Annotated in this window: 11 protein-coding genes; 2 read left to right on the plus strand and 9 right to left on the minus strand. The window is 71.6% G+C overall.

Features of this window, described 5'->3' with window-relative positions:
• Positions 1 to 103: 103 nt before the first annotated feature.
• Both ACZ4NT_RS21635 and nrdR read right to left on the minus strand, forming a co-directional pair.
• Positions 104 to 2,998 (minus strand): vitamin B12-dependent ribonucleotide reductase, encoded by a 2,895-nt coding sequence (locus ACZ4NT_RS21635; protein ID WP_121406510.1) that lies wholly within the window; start codon positions 2,996 to 2,998, stop codon positions 104 to 106.
• A 165-nt stretch (positions 2,999 to 3,163) separates the two neighbouring features.
• Complete coding sequence (gene nrdR / locus ACZ4NT_RS21640; RefSeq protein ID WP_121406509.1) at positions 3,164 to 3,706, minus strand: transcriptional regulator NrdR; 543 nt, start codon at positions 3,704 to 3,706, stop codon at positions 3,164 to 3,166.
• A gap of 515 nt (positions 3,707 to 4,221) precedes the next feature.
• Here nrdR and lexA point away from each other — a divergent pair.
• Positions 4,222 to 4,995, plus strand: a complete 774-nt coding sequence (lexA, locus tag ACZ4NT_RS21645; RefSeq protein WP_121406508.1) for a transcriptional repressor LexA — start codon at positions 4,222 to 4,224, stop codon at positions 4,993 to 4,995.
• A gap of 143 nt (positions 4,996 to 5,138) precedes the next feature.
• On the opposite strand, the gene ACZ4NT_RS21650 is transcribed toward lexA, so the two are convergent.
• From ACZ4NT_RS21650 to ACZ4NT_RS21665, 4 genes are all read right to left on the minus strand, one after another.
• Complete coding sequence (locus ACZ4NT_RS21650; RefSeq protein ID WP_467726978.1) at positions 5,139 to 7,199, minus strand: ATP-dependent DNA helicase; 2,061 nt, start codon at positions 7,197 to 7,199, stop codon at positions 5,139 to 5,141.
• 117 nt (positions 7,200 to 7,316) lie between these two features.
• Complete coding sequence (locus ACZ4NT_RS21655; protein ID WP_121406507.1) at positions 7,317 to 8,108, minus strand: GNAT family N-acetyltransferase; 792 nt, start codon at positions 8,106 to 8,108, stop codon at positions 7,317 to 7,319.
• Between the two features lie 39 nt (positions 8,109 to 8,147).
• On the minus strand, positions 8,148 to 10,079 hold the full coding sequence (locus tag ACZ4NT_RS21660; RefSeq protein ID WP_467726980.1) for an IucA/IucC family protein: 1,932 nt from the start codon (positions 10,077 to 10,079) through the stop codon (positions 8,148 to 8,150).
• 286 nt (positions 10,080 to 10,365) lie between these two features.
• Positions 10,366 to 11,802 carry a diaminobutyrate--2-oxoglutarate transaminase family protein gene (locus ACZ4NT_RS21665; RefSeq protein ID WP_121406505.1) on the minus strand — a complete coding sequence of 479 codons (1,437 nt, stop codon included), beginning with the start codon at positions 11,800 to 11,802 and terminating at the stop codon, positions 10,366 to 10,368.
• 343 nt (positions 11,803 to 12,145) lie between these two features.
• On the opposite strand from ACZ4NT_RS21665, the gene ACZ4NT_RS21670 reads away from it, so the two are divergent.
• Positions 12,146 to 13,375 (plus strand): hypothetical protein, encoded by a 1,230-nt coding sequence (locus ACZ4NT_RS21670; RefSeq protein ID WP_121406504.1) that lies wholly within the window; start codon positions 12,146 to 12,148, stop codon positions 13,373 to 13,375.
• A 250-nt stretch (positions 13,376 to 13,625) separates the two neighbouring features.
• On the opposite strand, the gene hflX is transcribed toward ACZ4NT_RS21670, so the two are convergent.
• From hflX to ACZ4NT_RS21685, 3 genes are all read right to left on the minus strand, one after another.
• Positions 13,626 to 15,119: a GTPase HflX gene (gene hflX, locus ACZ4NT_RS21675; RefSeq protein WP_121406503.1), complete on the minus strand. Its 1,494-nt coding sequence runs from the start codon at positions 15,117 to 15,119 to the stop codon at positions 13,626 to 13,628.
• A 170-nt stretch (positions 15,120 to 15,289) separates the two neighbouring features.
• The gene (locus ACZ4NT_RS21680; protein WP_467726983.1) at positions 15,290 to 16,774 is read right to left on the minus strand and encodes a M1 family metallopeptidase; all 1,485 of its coding nucleotides are present in this window, start codon (positions 16,772 to 16,774) and stop codon (positions 15,290 to 15,292) included.
• Between the two features lie 89 nt (positions 16,775 to 16,863).
• Entirely contained in the window at positions 16,864 to 19,038 is a 2,175-nt protein-coding gene (locus tag ACZ4NT_RS21685; protein ID WP_467726985.1) for a RelA/SpoT family protein, read from the minus strand.
• Between the last annotated feature and the right edge of the window lie 166 nt (positions 19,039 to 19,204).

Consider the following 19,204-nt stretch of genomic DNA (forward strand, 5'->3'; position numbering starts at 1 on the left):
CGGCCGGCGGCCGCGGGAGGCGTCGTGGTACGCGAACGGGGAGCCGGCGATTCGCCGGCTCCCCGCTCACTTTCGGTGCTTCAGGCCTCGCGGCCGGTCAGGCTCAGCTGCAGCCGCTGGTCGAGCCGCAGCCCTCGCAGATGTAGCAGGAACCGGCCCGCTGCATCTTCGTACCGCAGGAGAAGCACAGGGGGGCGTCCGCCTGGATGCCCAGCTGCATCTCCACGAGCTCGGCGCTGGTGTGCGCCTGCTGCGGGGCGGGCTTGACCGCCTCGGCCTCGGCCTTCGGAGTGGCGACGGCCTTCAGTTCCTGCGCGCGGGGCGCGGACTGGGCCAGGCCCTCGACGTCCATCTCGTCGTCGGTCGGCTCGTACGAACCGGTCTCCAGGTGACGCTGGCGCTCCTCGGCCGAGTGGATGCCGAGCGCGGAGCGCGTCTCGAAGGGCAGGAAGTCGAGCGCCAGACGCCGGAAGATGTAGTCGACGATCGACTGCGCCATCCGCACGTCCGGGTCGTCGGTCATACCGGCCGGCTCGAAGCGCATGTTCGTGAACTTCGAGACGTACGTCTCCAGCGGCACGCCGTACTGCAGACCGACCGAGACGGCGATCGAGAAGGCGTCCATCATGCCCGCGAGCGTCGAGCCCTGCTTGGACATCTTCAGGAAGACCTCGCCGAGACCGTCGTCCGGGTAGGAGTTGGCGGTCATGTAGCCCTCGGCGCCGCCCACCGTGAAGGAGGTGGTGATGCCGGGACGGCCCTTGGGGAGGCGCTTGCGGACCGGGCGGTACTCGACGACCTTCTCGACCGCGGCACGGATGGTGTCCTCGGCCGTGGCCGTCACCTCCGCCTTCTCCTTCTCCTTGGTCTTCGCGGAGAGGGGCTGGCCGACCTTGCAGTTGTCGCGGTAGATCGCGAGCGCCTTGACGCCCATCTTCCACGCCTCGAAGTAGACCTCCTCGACGTCCTCGACGGTCGCCGTCTCCGGCAGGTTGACCGTCTTGGAGAGGGCGCCGGAGATCCACGGCTGGATCGCGGCCATCATGCGGACGTGGCCCATCGCGGAGATGGAGCGCTCGCCCATGGCGCAGTCGAAGACCTCGTAGTGCTCGTGCGCGAGGCCGGGCGCGTCGATCACATTGCCGTTCTCGGCGATGTGGGCGACGATCGCCTCGATCTGCTCCTCCTGGTAGCCCAGGCGACGCAGGGCCTGCGGAACGGTGCCGTTGACGATCTGCATCGAGCCGCCGCCGACCAGCTTCTTGAACTTGACCAGGGCGAGGTCGGGCTCGAGACCGGTGGTGTCGCAGGACATCGCCAGACCGATGGTGCCGGTCGGGGCGATGACCGAGGCCTGCGCGTTGCGGAAGCCGTTCTTCTCGCCGAGGCGGAGCACGTCCTGCCAGGCCTCCGTGGCGGCGGCCCAGATCGGCGTGTCCAGGTCGTCCATGCGGACGGCCACGGCGTTGGCGTCGGAGTGCTGCTTCATGACGCGCTGGTGCGGCTGGGCGTTGCGGGCGTAGCCGTCGTACGGGCCGACGACCGCGGCGAGTTCGGCGGAGCGCCGGTACGAGGTGCCGGTCATCAGGGAGGTGATGGCGCCGGCGAGGGCGCGGCCGCCGTCGGAGTCGTACGCGTGGCCGGTCGCCATGAGGAGGGCGCCGAGGTTGGCGTAGCCGATGCCCAGCTGGCGGTAGGCGCGGGTGTTCTCGCCGATCTTCTGGGTCGGGAAGTCGGCGAAGCAGATGGAGATGTCCATCGCGGTGATGACGAGCTCGACGACCTTCGCGAAGCGCTCGACGTCGAAGGACTGGTGGCCCTTGTTGTCGTCCTTCAGGAACTTCATCAGGTTCAGCGAGGCGAGGTTGCAGGACGTGTTGTCCAGGTGCATGTACTCGCTGCACGGGTTCGAGCCGTTGATACGGCCGGACTCCGGGCACGTGTGCCAGTGGTTGATCGTGTCGTCGTACTGGATGCCCGGGTCGGCGCAGGCCCAGGCGGCCTCGGCCATCTTGCGGAAGAGGGACTTGGCGTCGACCTCCTCGATGACCTCGCCGGTCATGCGCGAGGTGAGGCCGAACTTGCCGCCCTCCTCGACCGCCTTCATGAACGTGTCGTTCACGCGGACCGAGTTGTTGGCGTTCTGGTACTGGACGGACGTGATGTCGTCGCCGCCCAGGTCCATGTCGAAGCCCGCGTCCCGCAGGGCGCGGATCTTCTCCTCTTCCTTCACCTTGGTCTGGATGAAGTCCTCGATGTCGGGGTGGTCGACGTCGAGGATGACCATCTTCGCCGCACGACGCGTGGCGCCGCCCGACTTGATGGTTCCCGCGGAGGCGTCGGCGCCGCGCATGAAGGAGACGGGACCGGAGGCGTTGCCGCCCGAGGAGAGCAGCTCCTTGGAGGAGCGGATACGGGAGAGGTTCAGGCCGGCGCCGGAGCCGCCCTTGAAGATCATGCCCTCTTCCTTGTACCAGTCGAGGATCGACTCCATGGAGTCGTCGACGGACAGGATGAAGCAGGCGGAGACCTGCTGGGGCTGCGGCGTGCCGACGTTGAACCAGACCGGCGAGTTGAAGCTGAAGATCTGGTGCAGGAGGGCGTACGCCAGCTCGTGCTCGAAGATCTCGGCGTCGGCGGGGGAGGCGAAGTACTTGTAGTCCTCGCCGGCCTTCCGGTACGTCTTCACGATCCGGTCGATGAGCTGCTTGAGGCTCACCTCGCGCTGCGGGGTGCCCACAGCGCCGCGGAAGTACTTGCTGGTGACGATGTTGACCGCGTTCACCGACCAGAAGTCGGGGAACTCGACGCCACGCTGCTCGAAGTTGACCGAGCCGTCGCGCCAGTTGGTCATGACGACGTCACGGCTGGCCCACTCGACCTCGTCGTACGGGTGCACGCCGGGGGTGGTGTGGATGCGCTCGACACGCAGTCCCTTGCTCGCCTTGGGGCCCTTGGCGCGGGAACTCCGTGCCGGACCGCTCGCCGTCTCTGTCATGCCGCCTCCCTGTATCAGGCTAAAACGCCCTGAAGTGCCACGTTCTTCCCATGGCACGTTGTGTGTCTGGTACTGCGAGAGCCGCGTGAGCGGTCCCCCGCAGCTGGTCTTTGGTCGCCGCCGGTCGACCGGGGCCGGACGGATCCGCCGGGCCCGGCCCGCCGGTCAGTCGGCGGCGCTCACGGGCACGGGGACCTGGGCAGTCCCTCCGGACCCGCGGTCGGTCACCTGGCGCTCCGCGTCGCCGTCCGCGTCGGAGCGCTGCTTGTCCTGCCTGAGTTCCACGATCGCGGCCTCGAAGTCCTCGAGCGAGTCGAACGCCCGGTAGACGGACGCGAACCGCAGATAGGCCACGAGGTCGAGTTCCTGCAGCGGGCCGAGTATGGCCAGTCCCACGTCGTGGGTGGTCAGTTCGGCGCTTCCGGTGGCCCGCACCGCCTCCTCGACCCGCTGGCCGAGCTGGGCGAGCGCGTCCTCGGTGACGGGCCGGCCCTGGCACGCCTTGCGCACGCCGTTGATGACCTTGGTGCGGCTGAAGGGCTCGGTGACACCGGACCGCTTGACGACCATCAGCGAGCACGTCTCCACCGTCGTGAAACGACGGGAGCAGTCGGGGCACTGGCGGCGCCTGCGGATCGACGTGCCGTCGTCGGTCGTACGGCTGTCGACGACGCGGCTGTCGGGGTGCCTGCAGAAGGGGCAGTGCATGGCTCCAACCCTCCTTCACGGCACGACTCATAGACCTCAGGGACCTCTCGGGCCCCTCGAAGCAGCCCCCAGCATAGGCGATGCCCTGTGACCCGGAGACCCGGGGGACCACAACTTCTGGGCTGCTGTGACAATCCAACCACTACATGTGGTGCCAGGCACGTAAATCCACACGGGGCGCGCGTGTCGCACTCGTGACAGCGTTCGCCGCCCTGCAATACCGGGGCGGAGGCGCGGCGGACCGCGGCGCGCGACGCACGGAAGGGGCCGGTTCACGGCCGAGGGGCCGCCTGATGGCAGACTGGCCGCGGCCCGGCAGCTGTCGGCACGGTCGGCGCCCGGCCGTGAAGAGTACAGCAATCCGCTGTTTTGTCCTTCGGACGCGGCGTCAGCCATACACCCAGGTGCCTGATCACGTCAGTCAATCCCCGGTTTTTCACTCGAACGTGTGTTTGGCGCAACCTTTCGAAAGCCACTACCGTTGTCCAGCAGGGAGACCATCGAGAGGGGCCGACGTGACCACCACCGCAGACAGTGCCACCATCACTGCCCAGGACCGCTCCCAGAGCCGACTCGAGCCGGTGCATGCGATGAACGAAGCCATGAACGAGGGGCCCAAGCGGTCCCTGCCCGGCCGACCTCCAGGCATCCGGGCGGACAGCTCCGGGCTCACGGACCGACAGCGCCGGGTGATCGAGGTCATCAGGGACTCCGTGCAGCGTCGCGGCTACCCGCCGTCGATGCGGGAGATCGGCCAGGCGGTGGGCCTGTCCAGCACGTCGTCGGTCGCCCACCAGCTGATGGCGCTGGAGCGCAAGGGCTTCCTGCGCCGCGACCCGCACCGCCCCCGCGCGTACGAGGTCCGCGGCTCCGACCAGTCCTCCGTGCAGCCCACGGACACCGCGGGCAAGCCCGCCGCGTCGTACGTCCCGCTGGTCGGCCGCATCGCCGCCGGTGGCCCGATCCTCGCCGAGGAATCGGTCGAGGACGTCTTCCCTCTCCCCCGGCAGCTGGTCGGCGACGGTGAGCTCTTCGTCCTGAAGGTCGTCGGTGACTCGATGATCGAGGCGGCCATCTGTGACGGGGACTGGGTGACGGTCCGGCGCCAGCCGGTGGCGGAGAACGGCGACATCGTCGCCGCCATGCTCGACGGCGAGGCGACGGTCAAGCGGTTCAAGCGCGAGGACGGCCACGTATGGCTCCTGCCGCACAACTCCGCGTACCAGCCGATCCCCGGTGACGAGGCGACCATCCTCGGCAAGGTGGTCGCCGTGCTGCGGCGGGTGTGAGCCCGCGCGGGCGCCCTCGCCGCGCGCCCGCCCCTGACCGGGCCCCGGGACCACCTGCGCCGGTTCCGGGGCCCAGTGCTGTCCGGTCTCCCGGGTGACGGCACAGATCCGGGTCCGTCCCGAGGGACGGACCCGGACCGTTTCTACGCGTCTGCAGTGGTCACGGAGCTGTCGTCCGCCGGGACCGAGGCATCGTCCACCGGGACCGAAGTGGCCTCGGCCGCGACCGAGGCGGTCTCCGCCTTGCGGGCCGCTTCATCGATCGCGGACAGCGACCGGCGCACCTGATTGCGGTCCGTGGTGTACCAGAAATCGGGCAGCGAGGCCTTGAGATAGCTGCCGTAGCGCGCCGTCGCCAGTCGCTGGTCCAGCACGGCGACCACCCCGCGGTCCCCCGACGCCCGCACGAGACGACCGGCGCCCTGGGCCATCAGCAGCGCCGCGTGGGTCGCGGCAATGGCCATGAAGCCGTTCCCGCCCGCCTCCTCGACCGCCTTCTGCCGGGCGCTCATCAGCGGGTCGTCGGGGCGCGGGAACGGAATCTTGTCCATGACCACCAGCTGGCAGCTGGGCCCCGGCACGTCGACGCCCTGCCAGAGGGAGAGCGTGCCGAACAGACACGTCTTCGGGTCGGCGGCGAAGTTCTTGATCAGCTCGCCGAGCGTCTCCTCGCCCTGCAGCAGGATGGGGTACTCGGGGATGCGCGTGCGCAGCTCCTCGGCCGCGAGCTGGGCGGCCCGCATCGAGGAGAACAGGCCGAGCGTGCGGCCGCCGGCGGACTGGATCAGCTCGGTCAGTTCGTCCAGCATGTCTCCGCGGTCGCCGTCCCGCGCGGGACGGGAGAGATGCTTGGCGACATAGAGAATGCCCTGCTTGGGATAGTCGAAGGGCGATCCGACGTCGACGCCCTTCCACTGCGGCAGGTCCTCGCCCTCGGCGCCCTCCGGGCCGAGGCCGAGCGACGCCCCCACCCCGTTGAAGTCGCCGCCCAGCTTCAGTGTCGCCGAGGTCAGGACGACCGAGCGGTCCGCGAACAGCTTCTCCCTGAGGAGCCCCGAGACGGACATGGGAGCGACCCGCAGCGACGCACCGAAGCGGTCGTGGCGCTCGTACCAGACGACGTCCCACTCGGAGCCGTTCGTGATGCGCTCCGCCACGTCGTGCACCGACTCCACCGAGGCGAGGGCCTGCTTGCGCACGGCGTCCTCGTCCTGGACGGACTTGTCACGTGTGGCGCCGATCGCCGAGATCACCGTGCGAGCGGCGTCGCGCAGTGCCATCAGGGCGTACCCGAGGTCCTCCGGGATCTCTTCGAGCCGGCCGGGCAGGGCCAGCTCCATCAGCCGCTCGAAGCCCTCGGCGGCGGTCTGGAGCTGGTCGGCGGCCTTCTCGTTCACAAGCTTCGCGGCCCGGCGCACCGCGCGGTTGACCTGCCCCGGAGTGAGCTCGCCGGTCGCCACACCGGTGACCCGGGAGACCAGCTCGTGGGCCTCGTCCACGATCAGGACCTCGTGCTGCGGGAGGACGGGTGCCCCCTCGATGGCGTCGATCGCGAGGAGCGCGTGGTTGGTGACGACGACGTCCGCGAGCTTGGCGCGCTCACGTGCCATCTCGGCGAAGCACTCCGCGCCGTACGCGCACTTCGAGGCGCCCAGGCACTCCCGGGAGGAGACGGAGATCTGCGCCCAGGCCCGGTCGGAGACCCCGGGGGTGAGGTCGTCCCGGTCGCCGGTCTCCGTCTCGTCGGACCAGTCGCGCAGGCGCACGAGGTCCTGGCCGAGCTTGCTGGTGGGCGCGGCCGCCTCGAACTGGTCGAAGAGGCCCTCCTCCTCGTCCTGCGGCATGCCCTCGTGCAGCCGGTGCAGGCACAGGTAGTTGGAGCGGCCCTTGAGCATCGCGAAGTTCGGGCGGCGGCGCAGCAGCGGATGCAGCGACTCGACGGTGCGCGGGAGGTCCCGCTCGACGAGCTGCCGCTGCAGCGCCAGGGTGGCCGTCGCCACGACGACGCGCTCCCCGTGCGCGAGGGCGGGCACCAGGTAGCCGAGCGACTTTCCGGTGCCGGTGCCGGCCTGGACCAGGAGGTGGGATCCGTCGTCGATCGCGTCGGCGACGGCTTCGGCCATGGTCACCTGGCCGGGACGCTCCGTACCGCCGACGGCGGTGACGGCGGCGTGCAGGAGTTCGGGGAGTGAGGGCTTCGTCATAGCGCGACCACCCTACGGGGCGGGACTGACAACCGGGCGATCACGCCGGAGCCGAGGGGTGTGATCAGGACGGATGCGACGGCGGGGCCGACGGCCGGGTTGCCGGTGCCCTCGGCGCTACAGGACATCGCGCAGGGCCCGCTCCCTGACCATGAGGGCGGCCCGCTTGCCTGGCAGGCCGAGCTCGGCGGAGTACCGGAAGCCGGCTCGCAGGAACGCCGAGACGGACGGGGTGTTGCGCAGGTCGGGTTCGGCGACGACACGTGCGCACGCGGGCCGGTTCGCGAACACGAGGCCCGCGACGGCACGCAGCAGGGTGGAACCGAGGCCCCGCCCGCGGTCGGCGACCCCGCCGACGAGCAGGTGGATCCCGGTGTCGTGCGGGCGGGCCGGGTAGTGGCGGGCCAACGGGTCGAGGTCGGCGCGGTAGAGCTCCCAGTAGCTCATCGGGGTGCCGTCCAGTACTCCGAGGCAGGGCAGGCTGCGTCCGTCCCCGGCCAACTGGTCGCGCAGGTGCCGTTCGGTCACCTCCTCGGGGCCGGCGAGCTCCCAGAACGCGGCGACGGCGGGATCGTTCATCCACCGTGCGACGAGCGGAAGATCGCGCGGAAGGCGAACGGGGACGAGCTGGAAGACACCGGCCGGTGTGGCCGTCGGCCCCCAGGCACGGACGTCGTCGAGCAGGTCGTCGGCGGCCGGGGTGAGGGTGCCCGGGCCCGCAGCGTCCCGCTCCTCCTCGTCGGCCTCGCCGTGTGTCCGGGCGTCCTCGGCGAGGAGCGCGAGGAACTCGTCGGGCAGGCGCAGGTCCAGGGTGTCCTCGCCGTCCGGGCCCGGGCCGGGGCCCTGGTCGGTCCCGAGGCCGGCGACGGGGGCGGTTGCGGCGTCGGTGCTCGCATCGGTGGGAGGCACGGCGACGCTCCTCTCAGCAGACGGGGTGGGTCGTGGTCCTCAGGGGCGCAGGGGGTTGGTGAGGGTGACGTAGACGGACTGGGTGTCGACCGGGCCGACGAGCTCGTCGAGGCCGTGCAGTCGGGTCAGCAGGTTGGCCTTGCAGCGCAGGACTGCCGAGTCCAGCAGGTACGCGGGCAGGGACGTGCGCAGCCGGTCGGGGCCGCTCGCCGCGTCGGCGAGGAAGCGCCGGAAGGCGGCGAGCAGCAGCTCCTCGTGCGCGAGGCGCTGCGACCCGAAGGCGCCGATGAGGCCCAGTACGTTGTTGATGCCGAGGTAGTAGGCGAAGCGCTCGTCGGTGACCTCGTCGGAGACGAAGGTGTCGCTCGGGACGCCGATGCCGGGCAGCCGGGCGTCGAGTTCCGCGCGCCGTGACGCGCGGAAGTAGTAGCCCTGGTTGTCGCGGTAGCGTCCGCCCGCGGGCCAGCCGTCGGGGTCCAGCACGAGCAGGGTGTTCTGCTGGTGTGCCTCCAGGGCGATGCCGGCCTCCCCGTCCAGCCAGAGCACGGGACGCACGACCTGTTCGAGGTAGCGCAGGAACCATTCGGTGGCCACGGCTCCGCGGGAGCGACCGGTACGGCGGGCGAGGCGGGTGACGACCTCGGCGAGCCGGGACTCCAGGACGGGGTGCGGGCCGCGGCCGTCCTCGGCACGCGGCCGGGGCGAGACGAACCCGGCCACGCAGGAGACGTCGTCCGTCGGGCCGAAGGGGTTGTGCCGGATCACCACGTCGAGCCCCTGGACGGGGCTGCCGTCCGGGTCGTCGACGGCGAGCCACGCCGGATCGCGGACGATGTCGAAGCCCGGGTGGGCGGCCCGCCACTGCTCGGACAGGCCGGAGCGCAGCAGGCGGTGGACCTCGACGCCGCGGTGGAGTTCCTTGCGGAGGTTCTCACGACGGGAGTTGGTGATGCGCAGCGCGAGCGACACCTTGAGCATCGCCGGGGAGCCGGAGCGGTAGAGGGTGCGCACGGAGGAGGTCGGGTGCCATGGAGAACCGTACGGTCCCAGGTCGCGGAGCAGCCCCGCGGTGAACAGGGCCTCGGTCTGCGGACGCTGCCGGATCTCGCGGGCCTGCCAGGGGTGCAGCGGCAGGGCGGTGTGACCGTCGGGCAGCGGCAGTCCGGTACCGGCGAGGCGCGCGGTCAGCCGGCCGGCGGCCACGGGGCGACCGCGTTCCGTCCACGCCGAGTCCGCCGCCAGAACGGAGGGCGCGACCGCGAGCCAGTGCAGGGGGAAGGAGCCGCGCAGTTCGGGCGAGTACGGGCGGGAGTCCGCGTCGGAGAGTCCCTCGCGGCTCTTCGGCGTCGGGTGCAGGGGGTGCCCGAGGAGCAGCGCCTGCTCGGCGGCGAGGAAGTGGTCGGGCGCGTCACCCGGGCGTTCCCGGCGGTCGTCGATGAAGGACACGGTCCGACGTACGGAGTCGGCGACCCGTCCCACCAGGTCGTTCACGTCTCCGATCGCGCTCGCGCTCACGTGGGGGGCTGCTCCGGCGGCCGTCGTCTCCCTGGCCAGCAGCGCGGCCACCGTGACGGCGTCCGCGGGAGGAGCCGTCACGGGGGCGCCGGCGAGCCGGGGAAGACCGAAGCGGTGCCAGCCGGTCGGGGACCAGTAGTGGACCGCCGCGACGAGAGCCGTGCCGGTGGCCGCAAGGGGAATGCGGAGGACACCGTCGTCGGGGGCCCCGAGGTCGTTCTCCCGGACCCAGCAGCGCAGCAGGTTCTCGATCGCCGCCGCCTGGGCCGCGGTGTGCGCGTCGGGATGCCCGAGCAGGTCCTCGGCCTCCGGCGGACGCCGGCTCCCGGCCCCGGGCGTGGTCCCGTCCTTCTGCCGGGGTACCGAGACGGCTTCCGGGCCGGCCGGGGCCCGACCGCCGCTGGGCTCTCGCTCGGGGCCCTGCGGAAAGCCGTCGGGTGCGGGGGTGGGGTTCACGGGCGTTCCTTGTGAGGTCTGGGGTCGTGCGGGCGGGCTGGATCCCGGCGGGGCCGGGGGCGGGGGCAAGAGGCGCGCGAGGTGCGGGCGGGTGGTTGGCGGGCGGGTTGCGGATGGGGGCCTCGCTGCCGGTTGCCGGTTGCGGTCGGCAGGCGGCGACGATTGATCACCAGCGGCGCGGCTCCAGCCGGGGGCCCAGGTCCGGACTCGCCCCCGTCCAAGCCCGACCCCGCGTCCCCGGCACAGCCCGGACGGCCAGGCGCACGTCCCGGGCCCGCAAGCGCGGTCAAGACTCGCCGGGCGCTCTCTCACCGCGCCCGCGGCCGCCGGTCGCGCGCCCGACGGCCCCCCGGCTCACCGCCCCCACCGCCTCCGCCAGCCGTTCCAGTACGGCGTTCACCTGTTCGTCGGTGATCGTCAGGGGTGGGAGGAGGCGGACGACACTCTCCCGGCGGCCGCCGAGTTCCACGATGAGACCGCGTCGCAAGCACTCCCGCTGGACGGCGGCGGCCAGTTCGGGGGCGGCGGGCGGCGGGCCCGTGCCGGAGGCCTCCGGCCGCACCAGCTCCAGGCCGATCATCAGCCCCCGCCCGCGTACGTCGCCGACGCAGGGGAACTCCCCCGACAGCGCGCGCAGTTGACCGAGCAGACGCGCGCCCAACGTGGCGGCGCGCTCGGCGAGGTGGTTCTGGCGGACATGCCGGAGGGTGGCCGTGCCCGCGGCCATGGCGAGCTGGTTCCCGCGGAACGTCCCTGCGTGGGCGCCCGGTTGCCACACGTCGAGTTCGTCCCGGTAGACCACGACCGCCAGCGGGAGACTGCCACCGATCGCCTTGGACAGGACCATCACGTCGGGCGTGATCCCGCTGTGCTCGACGGCCCAGAAGGCGCCGGTGCGGCCGACCCCCGTCTGGATCTCGTCGGCGATCAGCGGGATGGACCGGGCCCGGGTGATCTCGCGCATGCGCCGCATCCAGTCGTCCGGCGCGGGGATCACCCCGCCCTCGCCCTGGACCGGTTCGAGGATCATGCCCGCGGGATGCGGCACTCCCGACTTGACGTCGTCCAGGACCGACTCGGTCCAGCGGGCGGCGAGATCGGCCCCCCGGGCCCCGCCCACCCCGAAGGGACAGCGGTAGTCCTGCGGATACGGCAGCCGCGCGACCCGCACCTCGGTCGCACCCCCGGATGCGTCGAGCGCCCCCGCGGTCATCCCGTGGTAGGCGCCGGTGAAGGCGAGCAGCGCACCGCGTCCGGTCGCGGCGCGCACCAGCTTGAACGCGGCCTCGACGGCGTCCGTGCCGGCCGGTCCGCAGAACTGGACGCGCGCCCGGTCGGCGAACGCGGAGGGAAGCGTGCGGAACAGCTCGGTGGTGAAGGCGTCCTTGACGGGGGTGGCCAGGTCCAGGGCATGCAGGGGAGCACCGGAGTCGAGGACCTTCCTGATCGCCTCCAGGACCACCGGATGGTTGTGGCCGAGGGCGAGGGTCCCCGCGCCGGACAGGCAGTCGAGATAGCGGCGCCCGTCGGCGCCCTCGATCGTCAGCCCGCGCGCGCGGACGGGCACGATCGGCAGGGCGCGCGCATAGGTGCGCGCCGCGGACTCGCGCGCCGACTGGCGCCGGAGGATGCCCTCGTGCGCCGCGTGCGCCGTGCAGGGCTCGCTCTCCTCCCGCTCCTTCGCGGGCTCACGCCCCCACACCGCAGACTCCGTCACGGCCACGACTACTGGTCCTCCCGCTGCTCAGAGGCGAGTTGGCGGGGGTTTCGAACGCAGGCGGGACGCCCCCCGTACATACCAACGACGAGGCAGGCGAGGGGAAGCGGGTGGGTCGAAGATCCTTGCCGTGACGGAACCGTTGCCGTTCCGTCGGGAGTCCCCCACAGCGACCGCATAGTGTGTGGTGCCGTTCAGCGGTACGGAAGGGTCATCGGCCCTGACGCTGACCGGCACCTCGCGGTCCCCACCGAGGGGTCCGGACCGGCGGATCCGTAGCAGGGCTGCCTGCGTACGGCCGTCACCGAGTCGGCACAGATGTTTCTCACGTCCAGGGGGAGTTCACACCATGCGATCCATACGCCCGCCCTTCACCGCCCGCCGAGGGGGGAGCACGCGTCGCAGAACCTCCCCCCTCCTCGCCGCCGTCGGCCTCACGGCGACGCTCGCACTGACCGCCACCGCCTGCGGCTCGGGGGACGAGCAGACCAACGCCGACGCGAAGGCCTCCGCGACCCGGAGCAGCGACGGCAAGATCAAGATTCCTCAGGACGTCAAGGACAAGCTCAAGGAGCACGGCTTCGACATCGACAAGTGGAAGGGCGGCGCCTGGAAGAACTGGGACAAGGACGACTGGCTGCGCGAGGCGGACGAGTTCGTCAATCCCATCATCAAGGACCTGTGGGACCCGGACCGGATGCGTGACGCGGACGACCCGGACCAGGACAAGGGCGTCGACGAGAACGACATCTCCGGTGACCAGGGCGTCACCGACGCGACGCCGGCTCCCGTGGCCGCGCGTTCCGTGCAGGCCGCCTATCACGACAGTGCGCCCGAGGCGGGCAAGGTGCTCTTCGACTCCCCCGAGGGCACGATGGTCTGCTCGGCGACCGTGGTGAAGGACCCGGCCCACCCGGGCAAGTCGAACATGGTGTGGACGGCGGGCCACTGCGTGCACGCCGGCAAGAAGGGCGGCTGGTACCGCAACATCGCGTTCGTCCCGGCCTACAACAACGCCGGGAAGAACGCGGACCAGTTGCAGAACGTCGCCAAGGAGGAGATCGCTCCCTACGGTGTGTGGTGGAGCGACTGGGCGCAGACCTCGGACCAGTGGATCGAACAGGGTGGTGCGACGGGCGGCGAGGGAGCGCCGTACGACTTCGCCGTGCTGCACGTGACCCCGGAGAAGGGCAGCAACGGCAAGTCCCTGGAGGAGACCGTCGGTTCGGCCCTGCCGGTGAACTTCAACGCCCCGGCCGTACCGAAGGTGTCGAGCATCACGGCGACCGGTTATCCGGCCGCCGCTCCCTACGACGGGCAGAAGCTGTTCCAGTGCACGGACCGGCCGGGACGGCTGTCGATCGTGAAGTCGGACCCGACGATGTACCGCATCGGCTGCACGATGACTGGCGGCTCGTCCGGCGGCGGCTGGGTCGCGACGGGGTCGGACGGCAAGCCGGCACTGGTCTCCAACACCTCGATCGGTCCGGTGAGTTCGGGATGGCTGGCGGGTCCGCACCTGGGGGCCGAGGCCAAGGGTGTGTACGACTCGGTCAGCGGGAAGTTCGCCGGGCAGTGACGCGTCCGGCGTGACGGGCGCCCGGCCTCCGCGGAACGCGGCACGCGCCGGGCAGGCCCGTCCCCCTGCGAGACACGGCGCTCGTGGCGCCCGCACTCCGCGAGACGCAGTGCTCACCACACAAGCGCGCATCCTGCGAGACGCGACGCGTACGGCGAAGGCCCGCCCCCTGCGAGAGGGAGCGGGCCTTCGTACGTCCTGCGGTCCGCCCGGCGCCGGTCCTGGCCGTGCCGCGGCGGGACGGCCCGGATCAGGCGAGCGGCGCCGGAGTGTACGGCGCGAGATCCGCCGCGAGCTCCTCGTGCACCCGCGCCTTGAGCAGGGTGCCCTCCGGGGTGTGCTCCTCGGAGATGACGTCGCCCTCGTCGTGCGCCCGCGCGACCAGCTGGCCCTGGGTGTACGGCACGAGCGCCTCGATCTCGACCGAGGGACGCGGCAACTCGTTGTCGATCAGCGCGCGCAGCTCGGCGATGCCCCGGCCGGTACGGGCCGAGACCGCGATGGAACGCTTCTCGATCCGCATCAGCCGCTGCAGCATCAGCGGGTCGGCGGCGTCCGCCTTGTTGATCACCACGATCTCGGGCACGTTCGTCGCGCCCACGTCGCGGATGACCTCGCGCACGGCGGCCAGCTGCTCCTCCGGAGCCGGGTGCGAACCGTCCACCACGTGCAGGATCAGGTCGGCGTCGCCGACCTCCTCCATCGTGGAGCGGAACGCCTCGACCAGGTGGTGCGGCAGGTGCCGGACGAAACCGACCGTGTCGGCCAGCGTGTACAGCCGCCCGCTGGGGGTCTCGGCCCGGCGCACGGTCGGGTCGAGGGTGGCGAACAGCGCGTTCTCGACGAGCACGCCCGCGCCCGTGAGGCGGTTGAGCAGCGAGGACTTGCCGGCGTTGGTGTAGCCCGCGATGGCGACCGAGGGCACCTTGTGGCGCCGGCGCTCCTGACGCTTGATCTCGCGGCCCGTCTTCATGTCCGCGATCTCACGACGCATCTTCGCCATCTTCTCGCGGATACGGCGCCGGTCCGTCTCGATCTTGGTCTCACCGGGACCACGGGTGGCGAGGCCGCCGCCCTTGCCGCCGCCCATCTGGCGGGACAGCGACTGACCCCAGCCGCGCAGCCGCGGCAGCATGTACTGCATCTGCGCGAGCGCGACCTGCGCCTTGCCCTCTCGGGACTTGGCGTGCTGGGCGAAGATGTCCAGGATGAGGGCGGTCCGGTCGATGACCTTGACCTTGACGACGTCCTCGAGGTGGATCAGCTGGCCGGGGCTCAGCTCACCGTCGCAGATCACGGTGTCGGCGCCGGTCTCCAGGACGATGTCCCGCAGCTCGTTGGCCTTGCCGGATCCGATGTACGTGGCCGCGTCGGGCTTGTCGCGCCGCTGCACCACGCCGTCGAGCACGAGCGCCCCCGCGGTCTCCGCGAGGGCGGCCAGCTCGGCCAGCGAGTTCTCCGCGTCGGTCATCGAGCCCGTGGTCCAGACACCGACGAGTACGACGCGCTCCAGACGGAGCTGCCGGTACTCGACCTCGGTGACGTCCTCCAGCTCGGTGGACAGGCCCGCGACACGACGCAGGGCGGCTCGCTCGGAGCGGTCGAACTGCTCGCCGTCCCGCTCTCCGTCGATCTCGTGGCTCCAGGCGACGTCCTCTTCCATCAGGGCATCGGCCCGAAGACCTTCGGGGTAGTTCTGCGCGGGGCTCTGCGCGTCCTGGGAAGGGGAAGAAGAGGAGGTCATTGGATCCTTACGTCGATGGGGACTGCGTGTCGGCGACGGACACCGCCCGTCATGGTGGACAACGCCCGGGGCCTCCGGGAGATTCCCGGCTTCCGCCGCACCGGCCCCGAGGGGGCCGTGCCGCCGACCTGAAAGATGGTCGCACGGCACGCCCCGTCTCGTCACGTGAGTTATCCCTTGGCGTGCGGCGCCTGCGGGGCGTCGCTCCGCCAGTCCGGGTGCCCCGGCATCGGCGGGGTCCTCTCGGCGTGGAGCCACGCCTCGAAGAACCCGCTCAGATCACGCCCGGACATGGTCGACGCGAGGTTCACGAAGTCCGCGGTGGTCGCCGTGCCGTCCTGGTGGAGGGCCACCCAGGTCCGTTCCAGGCGCTCGAAGGCCGGGATCCCGATCTCCTGCCGGAGCGCGTACAGCACCAGCGCGGCCCCGTCGTAGACGCTGGGCCGGAAGATGCTGATCTTCTGGCCGGGCCTGGGCGCCTTCGGTGCGGCCGGCGGACCGCCCGAGGCCCGCCAGGAGTCGGAGGCGCGATAGGCCGCCTTCATCCGCGTCTCCATGGGCCGGTCGGCCTTCTCCTCCGAGTACAGGGCCTCGTACCAGGTGGCGTGGCCCTCGTTGAGCCACAGGTCGGACCAGGTGCGCGGGCTGACGCTGTCGCCGAACCACTGGTGGGACAGCTCGTGCACCATGATCGACTCGACGTACCACTTGGGGTACGCGGGCTCGGTGAAGACGTCCTTCTCGAACAGCGAGAGGGTCTGGGTCTCCAGCTCGAAGCCGGTCTGCGCCTCGGCCATCAGCAGCCCGTACGTCTCGAAGGGGTACCGGCCGACCTTGCCCTCCATCCAGGCGATCTGGCCGGGTGTCTTCGCGAGCCACGGTTCCAGGCGGTCGCGGTCCGCGGCGGGCACCACGTCGCGGACGGGCAGTCCGTGCGGTCCGCTCCGGTGCACCACGGCGGAGCGTCCGACGGACACCTGCGCCAGCTCGGTGGCCATGGGGTGCTCGGTGCGGTACGTCCAGGTGGTGGCCCCGGCACGCCGGTCGGTTCCCGCGGGCAGCCCGTTGGCGACGGCCGTGTACCCCTCGGGCGCGGTGACGCGGATGGTGAACATCGCCTTGTCGGACGGATGGTCGTTGCACGGGAACACCAGGTGGGCGGCGTCGGCCTGGTTGGCCATGGCGAGCCCGTCCTTGGTCCGCACCCAGCCGCCGTCCCGGCCCGGGGCGGACACGGGGTCGCTGGTGTGCCGCACGGTGACGCGCAGGCCGGTGCCGGCCGGGACCGGTGCCTCCGGGGTGACTACCAGGTCCTCACCGGCGCTCGTGAAGGTCGCCGGGACGCCGTCGATCTCGACCGCCCGCACGGTGCCGTGGGCGAAGTCGAGGTTGATCCGGTCCAGCGGGCCCGTCGTGCGGGCGGCGATGGTGGTGACGGCGGTGAGCGGCTTGTCGTTCGTGCCCGGGTAGGTGAAGTCGAGGTCGTACGAGGTGACGTCGTAGCCGGGGTTGCCCAGGTGCGGGAAGAGGCGGTCGCCGACCCCGAGCGGGACGGCCGGCGAGGGGGCGCTCGCGGCGAGGAGGCAGACGGACACGGCGGAGGCGAGCAGCGCGGTCGTGACGCGTCGCCTCCCGGTGCGGGGGTTGGGCAGCATGGACCACCGCTACCAGCGCGCACCCGCCCGGCGGCGGCGACGCGCACCGGGCCCACCCGAACGGGTTCCCGCCGGACGCCCTCGGCGGGTCACCGGGCGGCGGCCGCCTGGTGCTGGGCGCGGTTGACGTCGAAGACACCGGGCACGTTGCGCATCGCCCGCATCAGGGCGGGAAGGTGCGCGGCGTCCGGGAGTTGGAGCGTGTAGGTGTGGCGCACGCGCTGCTGGCTGGGCGGTTCGACGGTGGCCGAGACGATCGCGACGCCCTCCAGGGCGATGGCCTCGGTCAGGTCGGCGAGCAGGTGGGGCCGCCCGAAGGACTCGGCGACGAGGGTGACCCGGCACTCGGTGGTGTCGCCCCAGCTCACGCTGACCTCGGCGCGTCCGACGGACTTCATGCGCCCCACGGCGGCGCACTCCAGCCGGTGGACGGTGACCACTCCGCCGCGTACGAGGAAGCCGGTCACCTCGTCGGGCGGTACGGGCGTGCAGCAGCCGGCCAGGCGGACGGACGCACCGGGCCGGTCGACGACGGCGTTGGCGGCGCCCGGGCGTGCCGCGGGCGCTTCGGCGAGGGGCCGGGGGGCCGCCGCGGGGCCCTCGGGGGCCGCCGTGTCGCGCGGCGAGGGATGGGCGGCCAGCCAGCGCTGGATGGCGATGCGGGCGGCGGGCGTGTGGGCGTGCTCCAGCCACTCCCGGGAGGGCTCGGAGGCGGGGTCCTGGCCCATCAGGAGCTGCACGGTGTCGCCGTCCCGCAGGACCGTGCTCAGTGTCGCCAGGCGGCCGTTGACACGTGCGCCGATACAGGCGTGGGCGTCCTCGCCGTACTGGGCGTACGCGGCGTCCACGCAACTGGCGCCCTCGGGAAGCCCCAACGAGCCTCCGTCGGCGCGGAACACGGTGATCTCGCGGTCCTGGGCGAGGTCTTCGCGCAGCGTGGACCAGAACGTGTCGGTGTCCGGCGCGGCCTCCTGCCAGTCCAGGAGGCGGGAGAGCCAGCCGGGCCGCGTGGGGTCGGCGCGCTCGCCGTCGAAGGAGCGCTCGCCGTCCGCCTGCTCCTCCGCGGGAGCCGCGTAGGGATTGCCCAGCGCGATGACGCCCGCCTCGGCCACCTTGTGCATCTGGTGCGTGCGGATGAGGACTTCGGCGACCTCGCCGTCCCCGCGGGCGACCGCCGTGTGCAGCGACTGGTACAGGTTGAACTTCGGTACGGCGATGAAGTCCTTGAACTCCGAGACCACCGGCGTGAGACAGGTGTGCAGTTCGCCCAGGACGCCGTAGCAGTCGGCGTCCTCGCCGACGAGCACCAGGAGCCGGCCGAAGTCCGAGCCGCGCATCCGCCCGCGCTTGCGCGACACCCGGTGCACGGAGACGAAGTGCCGTGGCCGGATGACGACTTCGGCCTGGATCCCGGCCTCGCGCAGCACCCCGCGCACCTCGTCGGCGATCTCGGCGAGCGGGTCCCCGCCGTGGGCCGCGTTGTCGACGATCAGTTCCCGGGTGCGCTCGTACTCCTCGGGGTGCAGGATCGCGAAGACCAGGTCCTCCAGCTCGGTCTTGAGCGCCTGCACGCCGAGGCGTTCGGCCAGCGGGATGAGCACGTCCCGCGTCACCTTGGCGATGCGTTCCTGCTTCTCCGGACGCATGACGCCCAGGGTGCGCATGTTGTGCAGGCGGTCGGCGAGTTTGATCGACATCACGCGGACGTCGTTGCCGGTGGCGACGAGCATCTTGCGGAACGTCTCGGGCTCGGCGGCGGCCCCGTAGTCGACCTTCTCCAGCTTGGTGACGCCGTCGACGAGGTAGCAGACCTCCTCGCCGAACTCGGTACGCACCTGATCGAGTGTCACGTCCGTGTCCTCGACGGTGTCGTGGAGCAGGGAGGCGGTCAACGTCGTGGTCTCCGCGCCGAGTTCGGCGAGGATCAGGGTCACGGCGAGCGGGTGGGTGATGTACGGCTCGCCGCTCTTGCGCATCTGGCCGCGGTGCGAGGACTCGGCCAGGACGTACGCCCGGCGCAGCGGCTCCAGGTCGGCGTCGGGGTGGTGGGCGCGGTGGGCCTCCGCCACGTGCCCGATGGCGTCCGGCAGCCGGTCGCGGGCCGCGGGCCCCAGCAGTGCGGCCCGGCCCAGGCGGCGCAGGTCGATCCGCGGACGGCCCTTCCTGCGGTGCACCGGCGCCACGCCCTGTTCGAGCGGGAGCGCGAGCTCGGTGGACGGCTGCACTGGGCCTGGCGTCGCGGGATTCGTCGCCTCCGCACTCATGGGCACCTCCGGCTGCGTAGACCGGCGGACGGGGCGCCCCATGGCGTACACGGCTCAGGGGCTGGCGTCGTTCCCCCGTCCGGGCCGGTGCTTGATGCTACCGAGCCCACCACGCCCGGCTGACCGCCTCTCGCCGAGCGTGAAACGGATCACCCATTCGAGCGAC

Source organism: Streptomyces sp. NPDC026417 (assembly GCF_055567695.1).